Source organism: Marinobacter sp. F4216 (assembly GCF_019931195.1).
In the GTDB taxonomy this organism is placed as follows: Bacteria; Pseudomonadota; Gammaproteobacteria; order Pseudomonadales; family Oleiphilaceae; genus Marinobacter; species Marinobacter suaedae.
The window spans coordinates 475953-490959 of the sequence record NZ_JAIOUO010000003.1; the positions used below are offsets into that span (position 1 = coordinate 475953).

At 56.8% G+C, this 15007-nt stretch carries 16 protein-coding genes; 8 read left to right on the forward strand and 8 right to left on the reverse strand.

Annotated elements, in window-relative coordinates; all coding sequences use genetic code 11:
- Positions 1 to 153: 153 nt before the first annotated feature.
- The 3 genes from K8I84_RS07605 to K8I84_RS07615 form a co-directional block, all read right to left on the reverse strand.
- Positions 154 to 612, reverse strand: coding sequence for a Crp/Fnr family transcriptional regulator (locus K8I84_RS07605; RefSeq protein ID WP_223794141.1), 459 nt, complete (start codon positions 610 to 612; stop codon positions 154 to 156).
- Positions 602 to 1495, reverse strand: a complete 894-nt coding sequence (locus K8I84_RS07610) for a hypothetical protein (RefSeq protein ID WP_223794142.1) — start codon at positions 1493 to 1495, stop codon at positions 602 to 604. The genes K8I84_RS07605 and K8I84_RS07610 overlap by 11 nt, the downstream gene beginning before the upstream one ends.
- A gap of 87 nt (positions 1496 to 1582) precedes the next feature.
- Complete coding sequence (locus K8I84_RS07615) at positions 1583 to 2539, reverse strand: DUF3365 domain-containing protein (RefSeq protein WP_223794143.1); 957 nt, start codon at positions 2537 to 2539, stop codon at positions 1583 to 1585.
- Positions 2540 to 2688: 149 nt separating this feature from the next.
- Here K8I84_RS07615 and K8I84_RS07620 point away from each other — a divergent pair, with 149 nt between their 5' ends.
- From K8I84_RS07620 to K8I84_RS07640, 5 genes are all read left to right on the forward strand, one after another.
- Positions 2689 to 3273, forward strand: a complete 585-nt coding sequence (locus K8I84_RS07620) for a Crp/Fnr family transcriptional regulator (RefSeq protein WP_223794144.1) — start codon at positions 2689 to 2691, stop codon at positions 3271 to 3273.
- A gap of 129 nt (positions 3274 to 3402) precedes the next feature.
- Complete coding sequence (locus tag K8I84_RS07625; RefSeq protein ID WP_223794145.1) at positions 3403 to 4173, forward strand: DUF3750 domain-containing protein; 771 nt, start codon at positions 3403 to 3405, stop codon at positions 4171 to 4173.
- A gap of 65 nt (positions 4174 to 4238) precedes the next feature.
- Complete coding sequence (locus K8I84_RS07630; RefSeq protein WP_223794146.1) at positions 4239 to 4883, forward strand: class I SAM-dependent methyltransferase; 645 nt, start codon at positions 4239 to 4241, stop codon at positions 4881 to 4883.
- Positions 4884 to 4993: 110 nt separating this feature from the next.
- Positions 4994 to 5374, forward strand: coding sequence for a cupin domain-containing protein (locus K8I84_RS07635; RefSeq protein WP_223794147.1), 381 nt, complete (start codon positions 4994 to 4996; stop codon positions 5372 to 5374).
- Positions 5375 to 5444: 70 nt separating this feature from the next.
- The gene (locus K8I84_RS07640; protein ID WP_223794148.1) at positions 5445 to 6197 is read left to right on the forward strand and encodes a hypothetical protein; all 753 of its coding nucleotides are present in this window, start codon (positions 5445 to 5447) and stop codon (positions 6195 to 6197) included.
- A gap of 10 nt (positions 6198 to 6207) precedes the next feature.
- On the opposite strand, the gene K8I84_RS07645 is transcribed toward K8I84_RS07640, so the two are convergent.
- The 4 genes from K8I84_RS07645 to K8I84_RS07660 all read right to left on the reverse strand — a co-directional run bounded on the left by K8I84_RS07645 (position 6208) and on the right by K8I84_RS07660 (position 10323).
- A complete protein-coding gene (locus tag K8I84_RS07645) occupies positions 6208 to 7248 on the reverse strand; it encodes a succinylglutamate desuccinylase (RefSeq protein ID WP_223794149.1) in 1041 nt (346 codons plus the stop codon).
- On the reverse strand, positions 7245 to 8729 hold the full coding sequence (locus K8I84_RS07650; protein WP_223794150.1) for a hypothetical protein: 1485 nt from the start codon (positions 8727 to 8729) through the stop codon (positions 7245 to 7247). Before K8I84_RS07650 ends, K8I84_RS07645 begins: the two co-directional genes overlap by 4 nt.
- 66 nt (positions 8730 to 8795) lie before the next feature.
- The gene (locus K8I84_RS07655; RefSeq protein ID WP_223794151.1) at positions 8796 to 9128 is read right to left on the reverse strand and encodes a DUF3135 domain-containing protein; all 333 of its coding nucleotides are present in this window, start codon (positions 9126 to 9128) and stop codon (positions 8796 to 8798) included.
- A gap of 130 nt (positions 9129 to 9258) precedes the next feature.
- Positions 9259 to 10323 carry a hypothetical protein gene (locus K8I84_RS07660; RefSeq protein ID WP_223794152.1) on the reverse strand — a complete coding sequence of 355 codons (1065 nt, stop codon included), beginning with the start codon at positions 10321 to 10323 and terminating at the stop codon, positions 9259 to 9261.
- A gap of 158 nt (positions 10324 to 10481) precedes the next feature.
- On the opposite strand from K8I84_RS07660, the gene K8I84_RS07665 reads away from it, so the two are divergent.
- Positions 10482 to 11486, forward strand: coding sequence for a CobW family GTP-binding protein (locus tag K8I84_RS07665; protein WP_223794153.1), 1005 nt, complete (start codon positions 10482 to 10484; stop codon positions 11484 to 11486).
- A gap of 10 nt (positions 11487 to 11496) precedes the next feature.
- On the opposite strand, the gene K8I84_RS07670 is transcribed toward K8I84_RS07665, so the two are convergent.
- Entirely contained in the window at positions 11497 to 12537 is a 1041-nt protein-coding gene (locus K8I84_RS07670) for an AraC family transcriptional regulator (protein ID WP_223794154.1), read from the reverse strand.
- 114 nt (positions 12538 to 12651) lie between these two features.
- On the opposite strand from K8I84_RS07670, the gene K8I84_RS07675 reads away from it, so the two are divergent.
- Together K8I84_RS07675 and K8I84_RS07680 are read left to right on the forward strand one after the other, a co-directional pair.
- Positions 12652 to 14154: a flavin-containing monooxygenase gene (locus tag K8I84_RS07675; RefSeq protein ID WP_223794155.1), complete on the forward strand. Its 1503-nt coding sequence runs from the start codon at positions 12652 to 12654 to the stop codon at positions 14152 to 14154.
- Positions 14151 to 14981, forward strand: coding sequence for an alpha/beta hydrolase (locus K8I84_RS07680; RefSeq protein ID WP_223794156.1), 831 nt, complete (start codon positions 14151 to 14153; stop codon positions 14979 to 14981). Before K8I84_RS07675 ends, K8I84_RS07680 begins: the two co-directional genes overlap by 4 nt.
- Positions 14982 to 15007: the final 26 nt, after the last annotated feature.

The window sequence follows — 15007 nt, forward strand, 5'->3', positions numbered from 1 at the left end:
TAGATTCACTTTACGAGGCAGGGCCGGGTGAAAACTGTTAAGGATTGGCGCGAAAAATGTGACTTATTCACACATCGCTGAAGCGAGTAAGGACACGGGAAAGGCCACAAACATGACGGTGGCAGCAGGCTGATAGTGGCACCTGACAGGCGGTTAGCTTTTGTTCATTACCTCGAACAGGCGGGCATCAGAATCACGCAGACGTCGGCAGATTTCGCGCCCCAGGTTCATCTGAATCAGTGTGAATTGTTCCAGGTTTTCCTGGTAGCAATCGAACAGTGCAGACAGGGGCAGTTCAATGGCAAGGCAAGGGGTATCCGCCCTGACGGTCGCACTGCGGGGCATCATTGCCATCAAAGCGATCTCGCCAAAACAGTCTCCAGCCGTTAGCTGATGCAGCGTGACCGGGTTTCCCTGCCAGTGTTTAATAATGCTGACGACTCCCGTTTCCAGCACATAAAGGGCATGGGCTTCATCATTTTCGCAGAAAAAATTCTCCCCAGCCGCTACCTCGATGACACGAGAACGTTCCAAAAGGAACGTCAGGGTCTCGTCGGAAACGCCACCAAACAAAGGCATGGCCTGGAGAAGCCGGATACGTTCAGTATTCATTGTCCAATTGAGTCAGGAATTGGTGCCTTTCGGACTCCGTGTCAAGTTCATCTGCCAGCATCTGCCGAAAGCTGCGTTCATCCAGCGCCCGTTCCACGGCGTTTTTAACCAGAAGGGTTCCGATGGGGCCAAGGGTGCCGCATAGCAGGCGTTCTGCCCGACGTACCAATGCGCCATCGAACGGAACCGGCACTCCGGCGCCAGGACTGGGCGCGAGTGTTAACGGGTGATCTGCTTCCGCCAGCATTCGATCAAGCTCTTCCAGAGTTTCTGCCTGCTGAGCCGCCTGCTGCACCAGAACTCGAGCCATGGGCCCCCACTCATCAGTCAACCGGGCAATTCGACTATTCAATGCTTCGGGCTCCCAGTCCGGGCGAGCTGGGTTTTCTCTGTCTGCAGTACCCAGGTCAACCGGGCTTGGCACATGATGGACAGCTAATGCGATCTCATAGACTTCGAACTCGCGGACGTGCTTATCCGCTCTTTTTCCACAGTAGGAAAACAGTTCCGCGTACTCCTGCCCAAGACAGCAAACAACTTCATAAAAAGAGCGAGAGACCAATATCTGGCCGGGACCGGCAAAATCCATAATGCGGGCTGCGGAGTTGATACCCTCTCCGAGAGTTGTTTTCTCGCCTTTCACATCGAATATGATTTTTATCGGACCCATATGTATGCCGGTTCGAATCTCATAGGGGACGGTGCTGTCGCCCTGTGCGCGCACGGCTTCGCGAAGATCCAGGGCAAAATAGAGCGCTGTTTCGGGCTCCAGCAAAAAGCACACAGCAGCGCCGTCCCCGCGATCCAGAAGAATATATTCGTCCCTTGGCCGATTAATCAGAAGCTTTCGGATCTGCTCATCCAGATGGGATTTGATGGCCATCTGTGCCTGCATATGGCGTTTGGTTGAAGCGACTACATCCAGGAAAACAACACAACACAGCCAAGTCCGGTTGTGATTGGCCATGGCTCAGCTTCGCTCCGAATCCAGCATGGCCATCGCCTTGTCGAGGCTTCGACGCATGCGGTTGAAGGACTTTGCCAATACCGACAGTTCATCCTTGCCATTGGTCTCAAACTCAGGCACTTCCATGTTGCCCTGACTAACTTCATTGGCAGTCTGCGACATTCGCTGAATAGGCCGTGTGACGAACACCCTGAGAAGCACATTAGCCAGCAGAATAATGACGCCACAGATGGCGGCCAGCATCACCATCAACAGTTGGGAAATAGACTGTGCTTTTGCAATCGGAACATCCGCTGGCACCGATACAATCTGCGCGCCAACGACTTTGCCCATCTCCCATCCAAACCCATTGTCATTGCCGTATCGTTCGATCATCGTCGCGGGAGCCGCCGACGGGAGTCCGTGGCAAGCCAAGCAACCTTCGTCGGTAACACGGATAGGCCGAGCCAGATACAGTGCCTGCCCTCCCGGGGTATCACGCATCCCGGAGAACTCCTCAAGGTCTGGCTTGTTCCTGAACATCCGGATGATGTCCGCTTCCCAGTCGAGTGCCCGGTCCCTGGGATTGGTTGGATTTGTCGAAGCCTCTTTGTAGCTGTATTCGGGATTGTTTTTGCGCAACTGCATGAAGCTCTGGGTGGCGGCATACGCAGGCACGATCTGAGGAGGGAAGGCTACTGTTAGCTGGGGCTTGAGCAGTGGCCGGATTTCACGCTCCGTGTAGCTTCGCAAGGCCATGGAACTGTCCATCATCAGGCCGGCCTGCGCGACCACCTCACGATAGGCATTGTCGTAGAGCGCACGATGGGTCATGGCACTGAACACCGCAAACCCGAGCCCCAGGACGCCAATGAGAATAAGATTGAACTTTGTGGTGATACCCATCACGTTCATCTTCCGTGAAACGAGCGAAGCCCCACCGGCAGGTACAGTTAACTCCATCACTTCTGAATTCAGCATAGGCCATTCTGATCAAAACATGAACGGCAGCAGGGATAGGCGGTTTCCCACGCCAAATGGCTTTCGTCTAAGCTCTACAGATGTCTGTCGAAACATTACGCACAGTTCCTTTATTCGCCACTGTTGACGACCATGATCTGAAGCAGTTAATGGCCGCATCGGTACGCCATACCTATGGCAAGAACAGCATCATCGTTACCGAGGGCGAGTTATCCCACTCGCTCTACGTGATCCTGCAAGGTGAAGTGATTGCGTATGTCAGTGACGAGGATGGAAACATCAATATCGTTAATCGTCTCAACGAGGGCGACTACTTTGGCGAGCTGTCTCTGATCGATGGAGGGCCGAGGTCCGCGTCCGTTGAAGCAGTGACCCAGTGCCAGATGCTGATTCTCTCACGCACCGATTTCCTCACGTACCTGGAGGCGAATCCCAAAGTAGCCATTCGTTTGCTCGAAGGTATGGGGCAGCGTATGCGCAACACAACGCTTCACGCCAAAGAGCTGGCGTTGATGGATGTGTTCGGGCGGATCGCGAGCGTGCTCCGGAAATCAGCCACCGAAGAGGACGGCGTTTTAATCACTCCGCCACTGACCCAACAGGCGATCGCCGACGAGGTAGGAGCATCCCGTGAAATGGTCAGTCGAATTCTCAAGGATTTGCGTATTGGAGGTTATATCGACACGATCGAAAAACGAATCGTGATCAAGAAGCGGATTCCTGACCGCTGGTAAGGGACCTGAATATCACGCCATTATGAGGCAACAAAGCAAGAACCCGCCTGCAAAAATGGTTGGATGAGCTAGCAACCCGACGCGGACTAACGAATACGGTAACCGGAACGCCTGAAAACTAGTTTTATCATGAAAAAAGTATCGAAAATCAGCCTCTGGCTACTGGCCGGAGTCGCACTGATCCTTTCAGGGCCACTGCTGATGGCCACCAGTGGCAGCCTGCAAGGTGCAGAAAGCTGGCAAACCGCCAGCCGGGAAAGTGCTGGCCTTGCGCCGGCACCAGAGGACTATGACGGTGCGGTCGTGCAGGTTTATGGCGCACGGGCCTGGAGTTGGCGGGGGTACTTTGCCGTGCACACCTGGATAGCCACCAAGAACCAGGGCGCCAGCGACTACCACGTTCACGAAGTGCTGGGCTGGCGCCACAAGGTGGTGAGGTCGCACCCGAGCGTGCCCGACCGCCACTGGTTCGGCGCCCGGCCGCAACTCTATGCAGACATCCGTGGTGAGGAGGCAGAGAAACTCATCCCCGCCATCTCCGACGCCGTCGAATCCTACCCCTACCCCACCGAATACAAAGCCTGGCCAGGTCCCAACAGCAACACCTTTGTCGCCTGGGTGATCCGCGAAGTACCCGGGCTTGATGTGGCGCTGCCCAACCACGCGATCGGCAAGGACTACCTGGGCGAAAACTGGGTTGCGGAAGTACCGGGTGGCGCGGGCTACCAACTGTCGGTTGGCGGCTACTTCGGCCTGCTGGCCGGCGTCCGGGAGGGGCTGGAGCTGAATGTGCTGGGCCTGTCACTGGGAGTAAACCCGATGGCGCTGGGCATCAAACTGCCGGGCATTGGCGAGCTGGCTCTGCGAAACCCGAATCCGATGGCAGAAGACAGCCAGTGATGGGGCATGCGGCCGTCTAAACACCAGAGGCAGTTTCAACATGAAAAAAGGGCCCCTTTGTTCTTATGGACCCCGTTGACCTGTATTCGAGCCGCGTCGCTACCTACACCAGGTTCGTAAATGTCGTCCGCTATCCGCAAGGTATCCGTGCGTACTTTCTGCGCGCCTCCTGGCTCCGGCCAGGCCTTCATGTGCTCGATGCCGGATGCGGCACTGGATTCGCGACGCTCGCACTCAGGGACGCGTTACTTAAGCGGCGAATGGTTCCCGGATCCTTCCACGCGTTCGATCTGACGCCGGCGATGATTGACCGCTTTCGCGCAATACTTCACAAGCGTGCTATCACGGACGTCGAACTTACACAGGCCGATGTTCTTGAATCAGAGACGTTGCCAGCGGAATGGACCAACTACGATCTGATCATTTCCGCCTCGATGTTCGAGTACCTTCCCCCGCACCGCGTGAGTGAAGGGTTTCAAAGACTGCGCTCGCGGCTGAACGAAGGTGGGCGATTCGTCCTTTTCATCACACGCCGAAACTGGCTTACACGCCCTCTTATCGGCCAGTGGTGGCAAGCGAACCTGTATAGCGAGAAGGAACTGAAAGAGGCACTGTACAAGGCTGGTTTCACTTCCCTGACGGTTTCCCGATTCCCTATCCAGTACCGATGGTTGTCGCTCTGGGGCTTCGTTATCGAAGCGACGACATAATTTGCCCCAGGCGGATATTTTCGCGAGATAAACGTAGAAACTTCACTCCGCTTCGAGAGTCCTACCAAGAGCGACAGGGGATCGATCTTTTGCCCGGGGAGGACACCAACATGATGCATTTCAAAAACCTCAACGAGGTCGTTGAATCGCTAAAAACAGATGAGTCGACTAAAAATGATCCTATCAAAAGGGTGTTCGTTTTCGATGGAGCGCATTTAACGGCGAATGTCGGGGTGGTTCGTGACAGTGGCAATGCCCTTCATACTCAAAATCACCACGATGAGATACTCGTTATCATCGAGGGCAACGTCGATTTCAAAGTTGGCGATGAGATAAAGCAAGTCAGTCAGGGAGACCTGGTCTTCATTCCACAACACACCCTCCACGGGCCAATATTGAAGGAGGGGCAAAGCTTCGCAGCACTGTCCGTGTTCGCCCCTTATTTTGACAGGTCGAAGAACAACATCGTGTGGGACAGGGATTCCGCTTAGCTGTCGTTGCTTGTGCGATTGACATCAAGTGATTTTGGATGGCGCGGCCATGTCACGCCAAGACAAGAAAATGAACCTAGCGAACCGAACGTACATAGCCGCTTGTAAGATGATTTACCGGCCGGTTTTCCGTCGATCAGCTCGACAGATTCTGAAGGGTCGGCTGTTTGATCTTACCCAGCCAGAAAAGGGACGGTGGCTTGAATCCGACATCAATGACTATCTCAGGCAAACATGGGCGCGTTCCGAACAGTTGATGCCAATGGCAGAACTCGACACTTTGCCAACCTATGGCAATCGTCAAACGGTCTTTCTGGCGGTAATCACGACCGCTGCCTATCAGGTGATGATAAGCCGTGGTGTGCCTTCGGAGTACGCCAGGACATTGGTGGCCGATGTAGGCTGGAAAGTTTATAACTGGATGCTAACGGCCGTATCCATACCTTTTCGTGTCACCAGCCGCGACCCTGCAATACGTATAGCAAGGACACTCCGAGCGCTCATGGTTTTCCCGTTCAGCGCGCCCGGACCTCCGGGGTATACGGTGAAAGCGTGGACCGAGGGAGGCAACACCTACACATACTGGACGCACTGCCCACCACAAACCTTTGTTCGTCGTGTGATTGAACGGCATGGTGATCATGGCGAACTGGATGCGTTCTTCCAGTCCTGGTGTCTATACGATTGGCCGGGGGCCGATGTCATTGCCAGCGATGGGCAACACGGGCATTACAGTCGTCCGCATACACTCTCAAGGGACGATTCGGTGTGCGACATGTGCTGGCATGGTTGTGCCCGGACGGGCGAGGCACCTGAAGCCTGAGGCAATGGGGTTAAAAAATGGGTTCGCCGGTGGCTTTGACCGCATAAAACAGACAGTCGCTCTTCGCAATCACCGGATTGGTAGTGATCATAAAGGCTTTGATCGCCTGGGCGGGGTAGATCTGTCCATCCTTGATGCGGAGCACCTGTTCCAGGTTCTCGGTCCGGTTGTGGCCGATGGCTGTGAGTATGCTGAGGCCCTTGTTACCAATCCAGCCCAGGGGCTCATCCGGGGAAACCACGCCAAAATTGCGGTGCTCAATGTCAGGAGGAAACGTCAGATCCGCATGGCCGGAGGGTTCAGGCCGGTATTCGATGGTCGCTTCAGGCGCGAGCTCCACCCGAATCGGATTTCGCAGTACAGCGACCTCCCATTCCGCCTTTTCCAGCGACAACACGTCCGGTTTTGAGGTGTACCGGACAAGCCCCTCATACGCCAGTTGATGAGCGTGTTCGTCCTGGGCGCCACCACACTCGATGGTTACCGTCGGTACCTCCTGCTCGGAATATTCCATCAACGCACCCAGGCGAAGGTCCGTCATGATCAGCCGGTCGGTAAAGAGCGAGGTCAGTGCCTGGTGAGCGGCGTCATTGGTAATGGTCACCGCAAAGGCAGGCCCCGTGCCTGAGGTGTTGTGCACATCCAGCAGGCACTCGGGCCTTGCATTGCGAAGCTCAGCCAGCATGGCCTGGGCGATGGCACCCTCTTCCCCCTCGAACGGTTCCTTGAAACACCGGTTCAGATCGAGCCCCTCGGGCAGCTGGCGCAGCGAAAACATGGGTGGAATCTTCGCGGGATATACCCCTCCCAGGACAAACAGCATGTTGACCTCGGGGGTGCGCTGTTCGAGCAGCCACCGGTGAAGCGCAAACAGGCCCGAAGGCTCATTACCGTGTAGAAGCGTTGCCATGGCCCGGGTGCGGGAACGATCACGACCGGCAACACGAACCACCGTGGGCTTGTTCAGTCGGTCCAGCCACTCAAGGGGGGAGCGGCCCAATGTGCGGGGCGACGGATTGTTCAGATAATCCAGTACGTTCAGATTGCTCACGTCAACAAAGACCATTCGTGCAGCGGCCGGTTTTCCTTCTGGTTGGCCATGTATATAGACAGCATGCTCCGGAACGCCTCATCGGGGGTCTGGGACACCTGGAATGACTCGGTGATATGGCGCTGCCAGCGGGCGCCAGACATGTTGGATTCAATCCGGCCCTCGATGATTCCCAGCAGGCGGTGTATTTCCGCCTCGTCCACATCGGTCTGTTTCAGGGCTTCCCGAGCCCGCGGCAGCAGTTCGCGGGCTACGGTTAACAACGGCGTGTCCTGCAACTGAACCTGATTCTTGTGTGGCCAGATGATCTCAGCGCCGATGCCGTACTTGGCGGCCCGATAGAAATTGTGCTCGGTGTAGTGGAAAGGGAGTATCGAGGTCAGGTGATGAATGTCATCGAGCACCGCCAACGCCGCCCCGATCACGAACAGCCCGTTCGCACACATATCAACGGCGGTGGGCCCTGCCGGCATGGAACGAATCTCGATGCGCAGATGCCCCCCTTCAGTGTGATCGTAGATGGCCCGGTTCCAGGGCCAGGTGGTGCCCTGGTGCAAGCGCAGCTCGGTTAGTTTGGGCACTTCCCCGCGGTCAATCACGGCCATCGGGTCTTCGTCCGACATCAGCGGAATGATGGGGGGATACAGCGATGCCGAAGCAGCGAACAACTCCCAGGCGCTCCTGGCCCAGCCGTTTCCATAATACACCCTGGGTGGGTGGCGCCAGGTTTTATGATTGGGGGATCGGCTGTCGATGGATTGCTTGAACAGCGCAATACGGGTTTCGTCCCATAAATGATGACCAAACAGGCTGGGGGAATTGCTGGACAGCGCGAGGGCAATCGGCGTGACGAGCTGGACCGCATTGAAATAATCGGCGAAGCGGTTAGCGGGCACCCGCCAATGCAGCTGAAACGAGGTATTGGCGCCCTCCATGTACACATCGTCGACCTCCAGATCAATGACATCGTTACCGCCGATGTGGATGCTGAACGGCTCACCTCGTTGCTCGATCAGCGCTTTGGATAACGCATGGTAGCGGGGTTCGTCCGTCATCACCTCCGGTCCCATATCGGCCTGGCGAAGCGTGGGCAAGATGCCGATTGGCACCAGTTCCCCGTCGAGTGATGCAGCGTGCTGGTTTATTCGTTGAATGGCCGACAGCAGCTCCTGCTCTGTCCGGGCGAACGGATCGCCTTTGAAAGCCTGGGGGCTGAGGTTGTATTCGAGATTGAAGCGGTTGAGTTCAACCGTCAGTTGGGGATCCTGAACCCTGGCCGCAATTTCCGTGTTGATAGGCTGAACCCGAAGATCCGGGTTGACGATGTAGAACTCGACCTCGGCACCAATGGAAGCCTTTCCCTCACCAAAGCCGGGCCGGTTCAGAAGACGAGTCAGTGCGCTGAGATCCGTCCGGACCTTGGCCGCAAAACGCTCAAACTCCTCCGCCGAAAACTCCGTTCTGTTAATCGACAGTCCCACGGTTACTTTGCCCCTCGCACTGACTTATCTTGATAGTAGTGGAAGGGACGCGCCATCCCAAAACCGTTAATCCGCGGATGACAAGGGCGGCGGGAAATCCAGGACACGGGTGTCTATCGATGCAGGCGGTTCACAAGAGCGGCCCTGATGCAGCAGGACCTGCTGCAATTCCAGAACCGAGTCGTACATCATTGCCTGAATTTCCAATAACGCCTTCATGGGACTACCAGCGACCCGCCGCTTGGCTTCAATCACGAACTGAAGTCCACGCAGCCGGGTCTGGTTGGCCTCGGAACTGCCGCGGATGCAGTCCTCAATCAGTTCGGATCGTAATTTTTCGAAGCCTTCCGGATCACGCTGAGCCAGGTCCTTGAGCTCATCAAATGATGGCAACTCCATAACTTTCCTCCTTCCCTGGATTCAAGTAACAGGTACTGCACCATTCCTGTCCAAGGCTCCGCTTTGGCAGAGATCAAGCGGAGACCACTCATTTCAGTTAAGTCCTGGCGGGTGACGAAATCAAGGGAGTTCAGTTTGAAGCGCGGGATTCCGCCCGCCTGATGTAGTAGTTGATGGAGAATGCGGTCGCACCGTCCAGGTCCTGGTCGCCATCCCGCACTTCGGCCAGTGCATCGGCGAAGCGCCAGTCGTTCCAGGAGGCCAGATCCCGTGCCGCCCAACCTGCCAGCAACGGATGGGTTTGAATCAGCAGCGCATAGCTGTCTGCAATTCGTTGCCGCAGACTGGAACGGTTACGGGCACCTTGTACCGACAGCGCTTTGACGACTTCCACCACGGCATCGGACTCGCGGTCGGCAGCGCCAAGATAATGCTGTTCCAGCCATTCGACGGCCTCTTCACCATCAATTTCGATCAGCGCCGTCGCCCACGCCGAAAGATTGAGTGTGATGCCGAGCTGCGCCCGGCTCTCCATGGCCTGGCGTATGATTTGCTCTTCCTCCGGCCGCGCATCCACACCCAGCAGCAGAATGTAGAGCGCATGCCACTCGATATACTTCAGGTTGCCCAGGAAACGATGAACCTGAGTGGCGGGCACGACACTGTCAGCCTCACGGATCGTATCGTAGGAAGACTGCCCGACTTCCAGATAGGCAAGTTTGTGAATACTTTCATCTTCGCTGGCAAGATACGGCACAAAGAACCTGGCCCGACTCTCCACTCGTGCCGTCCGGTTCCAGGCTGGCGCCCGCTTCACGATTTTCCTCACAATGTCCTGGTAGGCAGGGGTTGCGTAACCAGCCGATCGCCACTCGTTTTTCGAGGCGTCGAAGACCAATGCCACGGAGTCCCCGGGCCTGAGCGCCAGGCGTTTGCGTGTCGTACTTGGGAGGAACAGATCAATCGGTGGTGCTTCAACGTCATCTTTGAGTACTTCAACCACCGAGTACGAAAACGGCTTGTCCGGGTTTTCACGGGCAAAAACGACCACCTCGGCGTGCAGCAGCCGGTCGGTCGCGGTTTCCTCAGGATATGGAATGCAGACCATGCACGCTTCGACACGGCCCACCATGAGCGGCAGGCAGATCAGTGCCAGAGTGACAAAGTAAGGTGAGAGGCGACTCGCCCTCGGCATCACGGCGCTCCCTGGATGAAAGGACCTAATCGTGGCTAACAAAATGTGACTGAGACTGGACAGGCCCGCCTGAAAGAGAGAGCCTCGGGCCAAAACCAGTCACACCAAGTTTAGGCAGAAAATCCACTCCGGGTTCCCAGGGGAGACGTATATTTCTCATGAACACCGCACCGGGGCCCATCAGGGCTGTTCCAACCAATATCATTACCGGCTTTCTCGGCGTCGGAAAAACTTCCGCAATACTGAACTTGCTGAAGCACAAGCCTGAAGACGAGCGATGGGCCGTGCTGGTCAATGAATTCGGGGAGATTGGTGTCGATGGCAGTCTGTTTGAGGGCCAGCATGAACGGGACCAGGATGTCTTCATCCGCGAGGTGCCGGGTGGCTGCATGTGCTGTGCTTCCGGCCTGCCCATGCAAATTGCCCTGAACCAGCTGCTGGCCCGGGCGCAGCCGGACAGGTTGCTGGTTGAACCAACCGGTCTGGGTCATCCCATCGAAGTGCTACAGGTTCTGTCGGCGGACCATTACCGGGATGTCCTTACCCTGCAGAAAACCCTGACCCTGGTCGATGCCCGGAAGCTTGCGGATCCGCGCTATACGCAACACGAGACCTTTAACCAGCAGATTTCCATTGCCGATATCGTGATCGGCAATAAACGCGATCTGTACCAACCGGGTGATGAGGAGCGGCTGACCGAATACACCCGTATTCATGTCAGTGCAGAGACACCGACAGTGCTTACCGAGCACGGCATTATCGATATCGACTTACTGCACGGCGCGACACGCTCGCTGCGGACAGGCGAAACCCACCACCACGCCCATAAGCCTGCCGAACGGCTCTCGGAGGCCCCAATCCCGGATTGTGGTTATCTGAAGGCGCACAATCGTGGCGAAGGATACGAGAGCATCGGCTGGCGATTCTCGCCGGAAAAATCGTTCAATCACGACAAATTACTCGCCTTCCTGAAGGGGATCGACGCCGACCGTGTGAAAGCGGTGTTTATCACCGACAGTGGCGTTTTTGGCTACAACGCAACGTCTGACGCCTTAACAGAAACGCCTCTGGAAGATTGCCCGGAAAGCCGCATAGAGATTATCGGGGCGGGGCTGAGCGATAGCCTTGAAACGGAGCTCATGTCTTGCCTGTCGGATCGATAAACGACCCGTTTTACTGGCCCAACGACTGAAGGCTGTCCTCGGTTATTTGCTGCCTGAAAGTCCTGGGCGTCACCTCAAACCAATCCTTACAGGCCCGATTAAAGGCGGATTGTTCAGAGTAGCCCAATAGGCCGGCGATCTGACTGAGTTTCAGGTTGGGCTCCGCCAGGTACTGGCGGGCCAGTTTCTGTCGTTCCTCATTCAGCAGCTGCTCATAGGTCACCCCCTCCTGGCCCAGTCGTCGCTGAAGGGTTCGTTTGTGCATGTTCAGATGTGAAGCAATGGTTTCGCTGCTGCATTTACCCGTGGGTAACAGGGTGTTGACCAGGCGCGTCACATCCTCGGCCAGGGTCATGGCATTGGGGGCCTGCTGGGAGGCAAGGTACTGCTCAGCCAGCTGCCAGGTCTGGTGATCGGCGCTGGCCAGAGGGATATCGAACACATCAGGGCTCAGACAAAACCCACACCAGCTGTCGTTAAAATGGGGCGTACAATGAAAAACTTCCCGGTAGGCCGCTTCGGCACCGGCCCTCGGATGTTTGAAGTGTACGCTGAGGGGGTCAAAACACTCCCCGCACAGCAGCTTCATCGCGTGCATGGAGTTGGAGAGGCTGAGTTCGTAGGCCTGGGGGCGATAGCCGCCGGCATCGGCGTCATCGATGAGGAAGGCAAATCGAACACGTTGATCTTCACCGCTTCCCTCCACCGTTTTGCTCAGTCCCAACGCCGGGCTGTGCAAATGCAGGTAGCGTGCGATGCTGTTGATGGCATCGCCCACGGTATCGGCGCTGCGGGCAATGACGCTGACCGGCCCGAGAATATCCATACCCTGGTATTCCGCCAGTTTCAGACCAAACTCCGGGTAGTTGAGTTCACGGGCAGTGTCCTCGAGCAGTGCCGACAGATGCCGGTAGACGATGAACGAGCGGTCATCACGATGCTCCGACGGAGGAATGCGGTACTTGCCAAGCAACGGCAATGGGTCCCCGCCCCGCAGCCGGACCAGCTGGTCAAATCCTCTGAGATTGGTTGCCCGAATCAGATGGGTCACGATGCCTCCTGTCCCAATATGTCAAAAAAATGTCCCGATTCGTCAATCTTGTCAAGGGCCCCTTTGCCATAGTAAGCACTCATCCGTCGGAAAATTAACAAAAAGGAGACGACCATGAGTGCGGAGCACTACGACATCATCATCATCGGTGCCGGCCTTTCCGGGGTTGGCACGGCCTGCCGTATCGCCCAGCAGCACCCGGACAAAAGCCTGGCCATTCTCGAGCGCCGGGACCGGATGGGGGGCACCTGGGATCTGTTCCGCTACCCAGGCATCCGCTCTGACTCCGACATGGCCAGCTTCGGCTACAACTTCAAGCCGTGGTACTCCGACACGGTGCTGGCCAAGGGCCCGGACATTCGTAGCTATGTGGTGGAAACCGCACAGGAGTTCGGCCTTTACGACAAAGTGAAGTTCGGCCTCAAGCTGGACACCGCAGACTGGTCCAGCACAGACCAGCAATGGACAGTGTCTGCCCTGCACGAACCCAGCGGCAAAACCCGAACCTTTACCTGCAACTTCATCGTCAACTGTGCCGGCTACTACAACTTCGATCACGGTTACCGGCCGCACTTCGACGGTGAGGAATCCTTCAAGGGCGAAATACTCCACCCCCAGCAGTGGCCTGAAAATCTCGATTACACGGGCAAAAAAGTGGTGGTGATCGGCAGTGGCGCCACGGCCATCACTGTGGTGCCAGCCATGGCAGACAAAGCCGCCAAGGTGACCATGTTGCAGCGTTCCCCCAGCTACATCATGGCCATGCCCGACACGGATAAAATCTCCATGTTTCTGGGTAAGATACTGCCCAAACGCTGGGTCTTCCTGCTGGCCCGCAAGCGCAACATCCTGATCCAGCGCGCCCTGTACCTGGCCTGCCAGCGCTGGCCAGAGCGTGCCCGCAAGCTGCTGATCAACCACATGCACAAGCAGGCACCAAACGTCGATATCCGCCACTTCACCCCGGATTACATGCCCTGGGATCAACGACTGTGCGCAGCGCCGGACGGCGACTTTTTTGAAAGCCTGAAGTCCGGTAAAGCTGAGATGGTGACAGACCAAATCGAGCGTTTTGACGAAACCGGCATTGTGTTGAAGTCCGGTGATCACCTGGACGCCGACATCATCGTCGCCGCCACTGGCCTGGATGTTCAGTTGATGGGCGGGCTGAAGCTGGAAATGGATGGCGTGCCCGTGCCCCTGCCCCAGAAACTGAGCTACAAGAGCATCATGATCCAGGACGTGCCCAACTATGGCTGGATTTTCGGGTACACCAACGCCCCTTGGACACTGAAGTGCGACATCGGCGGTCAGTATTTGTGCCGGCTGTTCGAGCACATGGATGAACATGGCTTTACCGTGGCGACCGCGGTGGACGAGCACAACAGCTGGACGGACACTGGTGTGCTGGATAACTTCGCCCCCGGTTACATCCGTCGTGCCACCGACAGAATGCCACGCCAGGGCAAGGCGCCCCCCTGGCAGGTGACCATGCACTACGGCAAGGACAAGAAAATGCTGGTTGAGGACCCGGTGGACGATGGCGTGCTGGTATTCCAGACGGAGTCCGAGGCGGCCGCAAAGACCGACAGTGACCAGTGGGCGGCAACGGCATGACAAGGAATCCACAAAAACTCGATGGTCTCGCGAGGCCCGACGATGACAAGCCCCCGGTGCTGCTCGTGCATGGCATGTGGAGCACCGATGAGACGCTCCATGAGCTGCGTGACGCCTTCGCACAGGAGGGCTATCCGGTAACAGCCCTGCGCCTGCCTTACCATTGCCCCAAGGCCGAACACACTGAAGTCACCCGGGCGAAACTGGCACGAACCCGGGTTGAAGATTATGTGGAGTGCATCGTTAAGGCAGTGCAAAAGCTGCCAGCCCCCCCGATTCTGGTGGGGCATTCCATGGGGGCCTTGCTGGCGCAGCTGGCCGCCGCACAGGTGCCCTGTGAACGGCTGATTTTACTGTCATCGGCAGCACCGGCTGGCATCAATGGGTGGGGCCTATCGGTATTCCGTACGCTTGGGGTCAACTTGCTGCGCTTCCCAATGTGGGAACGCGTGACAGAGATTGGGCTGGAGAACGTCCGTTACGGCGTTGCCAACACCCAGAGCCCTGAGCTGCAGCAAGAGATCTACGACAGCACCACCTACGAATCGGGCATGGCCACGTTCCAGATCAGCATGGGGCCCATCCTTCGCAGCCGCTCGGCCGCTCACGTTCAGGTGGAGCGTATTCATTGCCCAGTACTGATCTTTGGTGGCACAGAGGATCGAATCACCCCAATTCGCGTTCAGCGCAGCATCGCGAAGCGTTTTGGGGATCAAGCCACGACAATCGAAATCAAAAGCTGCTGCCACTGGACGATTGGAGGAAAGCACTTCCCGCAGATCCGGGCATCCATGTTCCACTGGCTGGAGTCCGAGGCTGTCATCTGACAGCCCACTCTCCGGGCCATACAGCG

What these genes read in the sequence shown, in the direction of transcription:
- K8I84_RS07605 (WP_223794141.1), bottom strand. Translation starts at nt 612, where the DNA reads ATGAATACTGAACGTATCCGGCTTCTCCAGGCCATGCCTTTGTTTGGT.
- K8I84_RS07610 (WP_223794142.1), bottom strand. Translation starts at nt 1,495, where the DNA reads ATGGCCATCAAATCCCATCTGGATGAGCAGATCCGAAAGCTTCTGATT.
- K8I84_RS07615 (WP_223794143.1), bottom strand. Translation starts at nt 2,539, where the DNA reads ATGCTGAATTCAGAAGTGATGGAGTTAACTGTACCTGCCGGTGGGGCT.
- K8I84_RS07620 (WP_223794144.1), top strand. Translation starts at nt 2,689, where the DNA reads ATGGCCGCATCGGTACGCCATACCTATGGCAAGAACAGCATCATCGTT.
- K8I84_RS07625 (WP_223794145.1), top strand. Translation starts at nt 3,403, where the DNA reads ATGAAAAAAGTATCGAAAATCAGCCTCTGGCTACTGGCCGGAGTCGCA.
- K8I84_RS07630 (WP_223794146.1), top strand. Translation starts at nt 4,239, where the DNA reads ATGGACCCCGTTGACCTGTATTCGAGCCGCGTCGCTACCTACACCAGG.
- K8I84_RS07635 (WP_223794147.1), top strand. Translation starts at nt 4,994, where the DNA reads ATGATGCATTTCAAAAACCTCAACGAGGTCGTTGAATCGCTAAAAACA.
- K8I84_RS07640 (WP_223794148.1), top strand. Translation starts at nt 5,445, where the DNA reads ATGAACCTAGCGAACCGAACGTACATAGCCGCTTGTAAGATGATTTAC.
- K8I84_RS07655 (WP_223794151.1), bottom strand. Translation starts at nt 9,128, where the DNA reads ATGGAGTTGCCATCATTTGATGAGCTCAAGGACCTGGCTCAGCGTGAT.
- K8I84_RS07660 (WP_223794152.1), bottom strand. Translation starts at nt 10,323, where the DNA reads ATGCCGAGGGCGAGTCGCCTCTCACCTTACTTTGTCACTCTGGCACTG.
- K8I84_RS07665 (WP_223794153.1), top strand. Translation starts at nt 10,482, where the DNA reads ATGAACACCGCACCGGGGCCCATCAGGGCTGTTCCAACCAATATCATT.
- K8I84_RS07675 (WP_223794155.1), top strand. Translation starts at nt 12,652, where the DNA reads ATGAGTGCGGAGCACTACGACATCATCATCATCGGTGCCGGCCTTTCC.
- K8I84_RS07680 (WP_223794156.1), top strand. Translation starts at nt 14,151, where the DNA reads ATGACAAGGAATCCACAAAAACTCGATGGTCTCGCGAGGCCCGACGAT.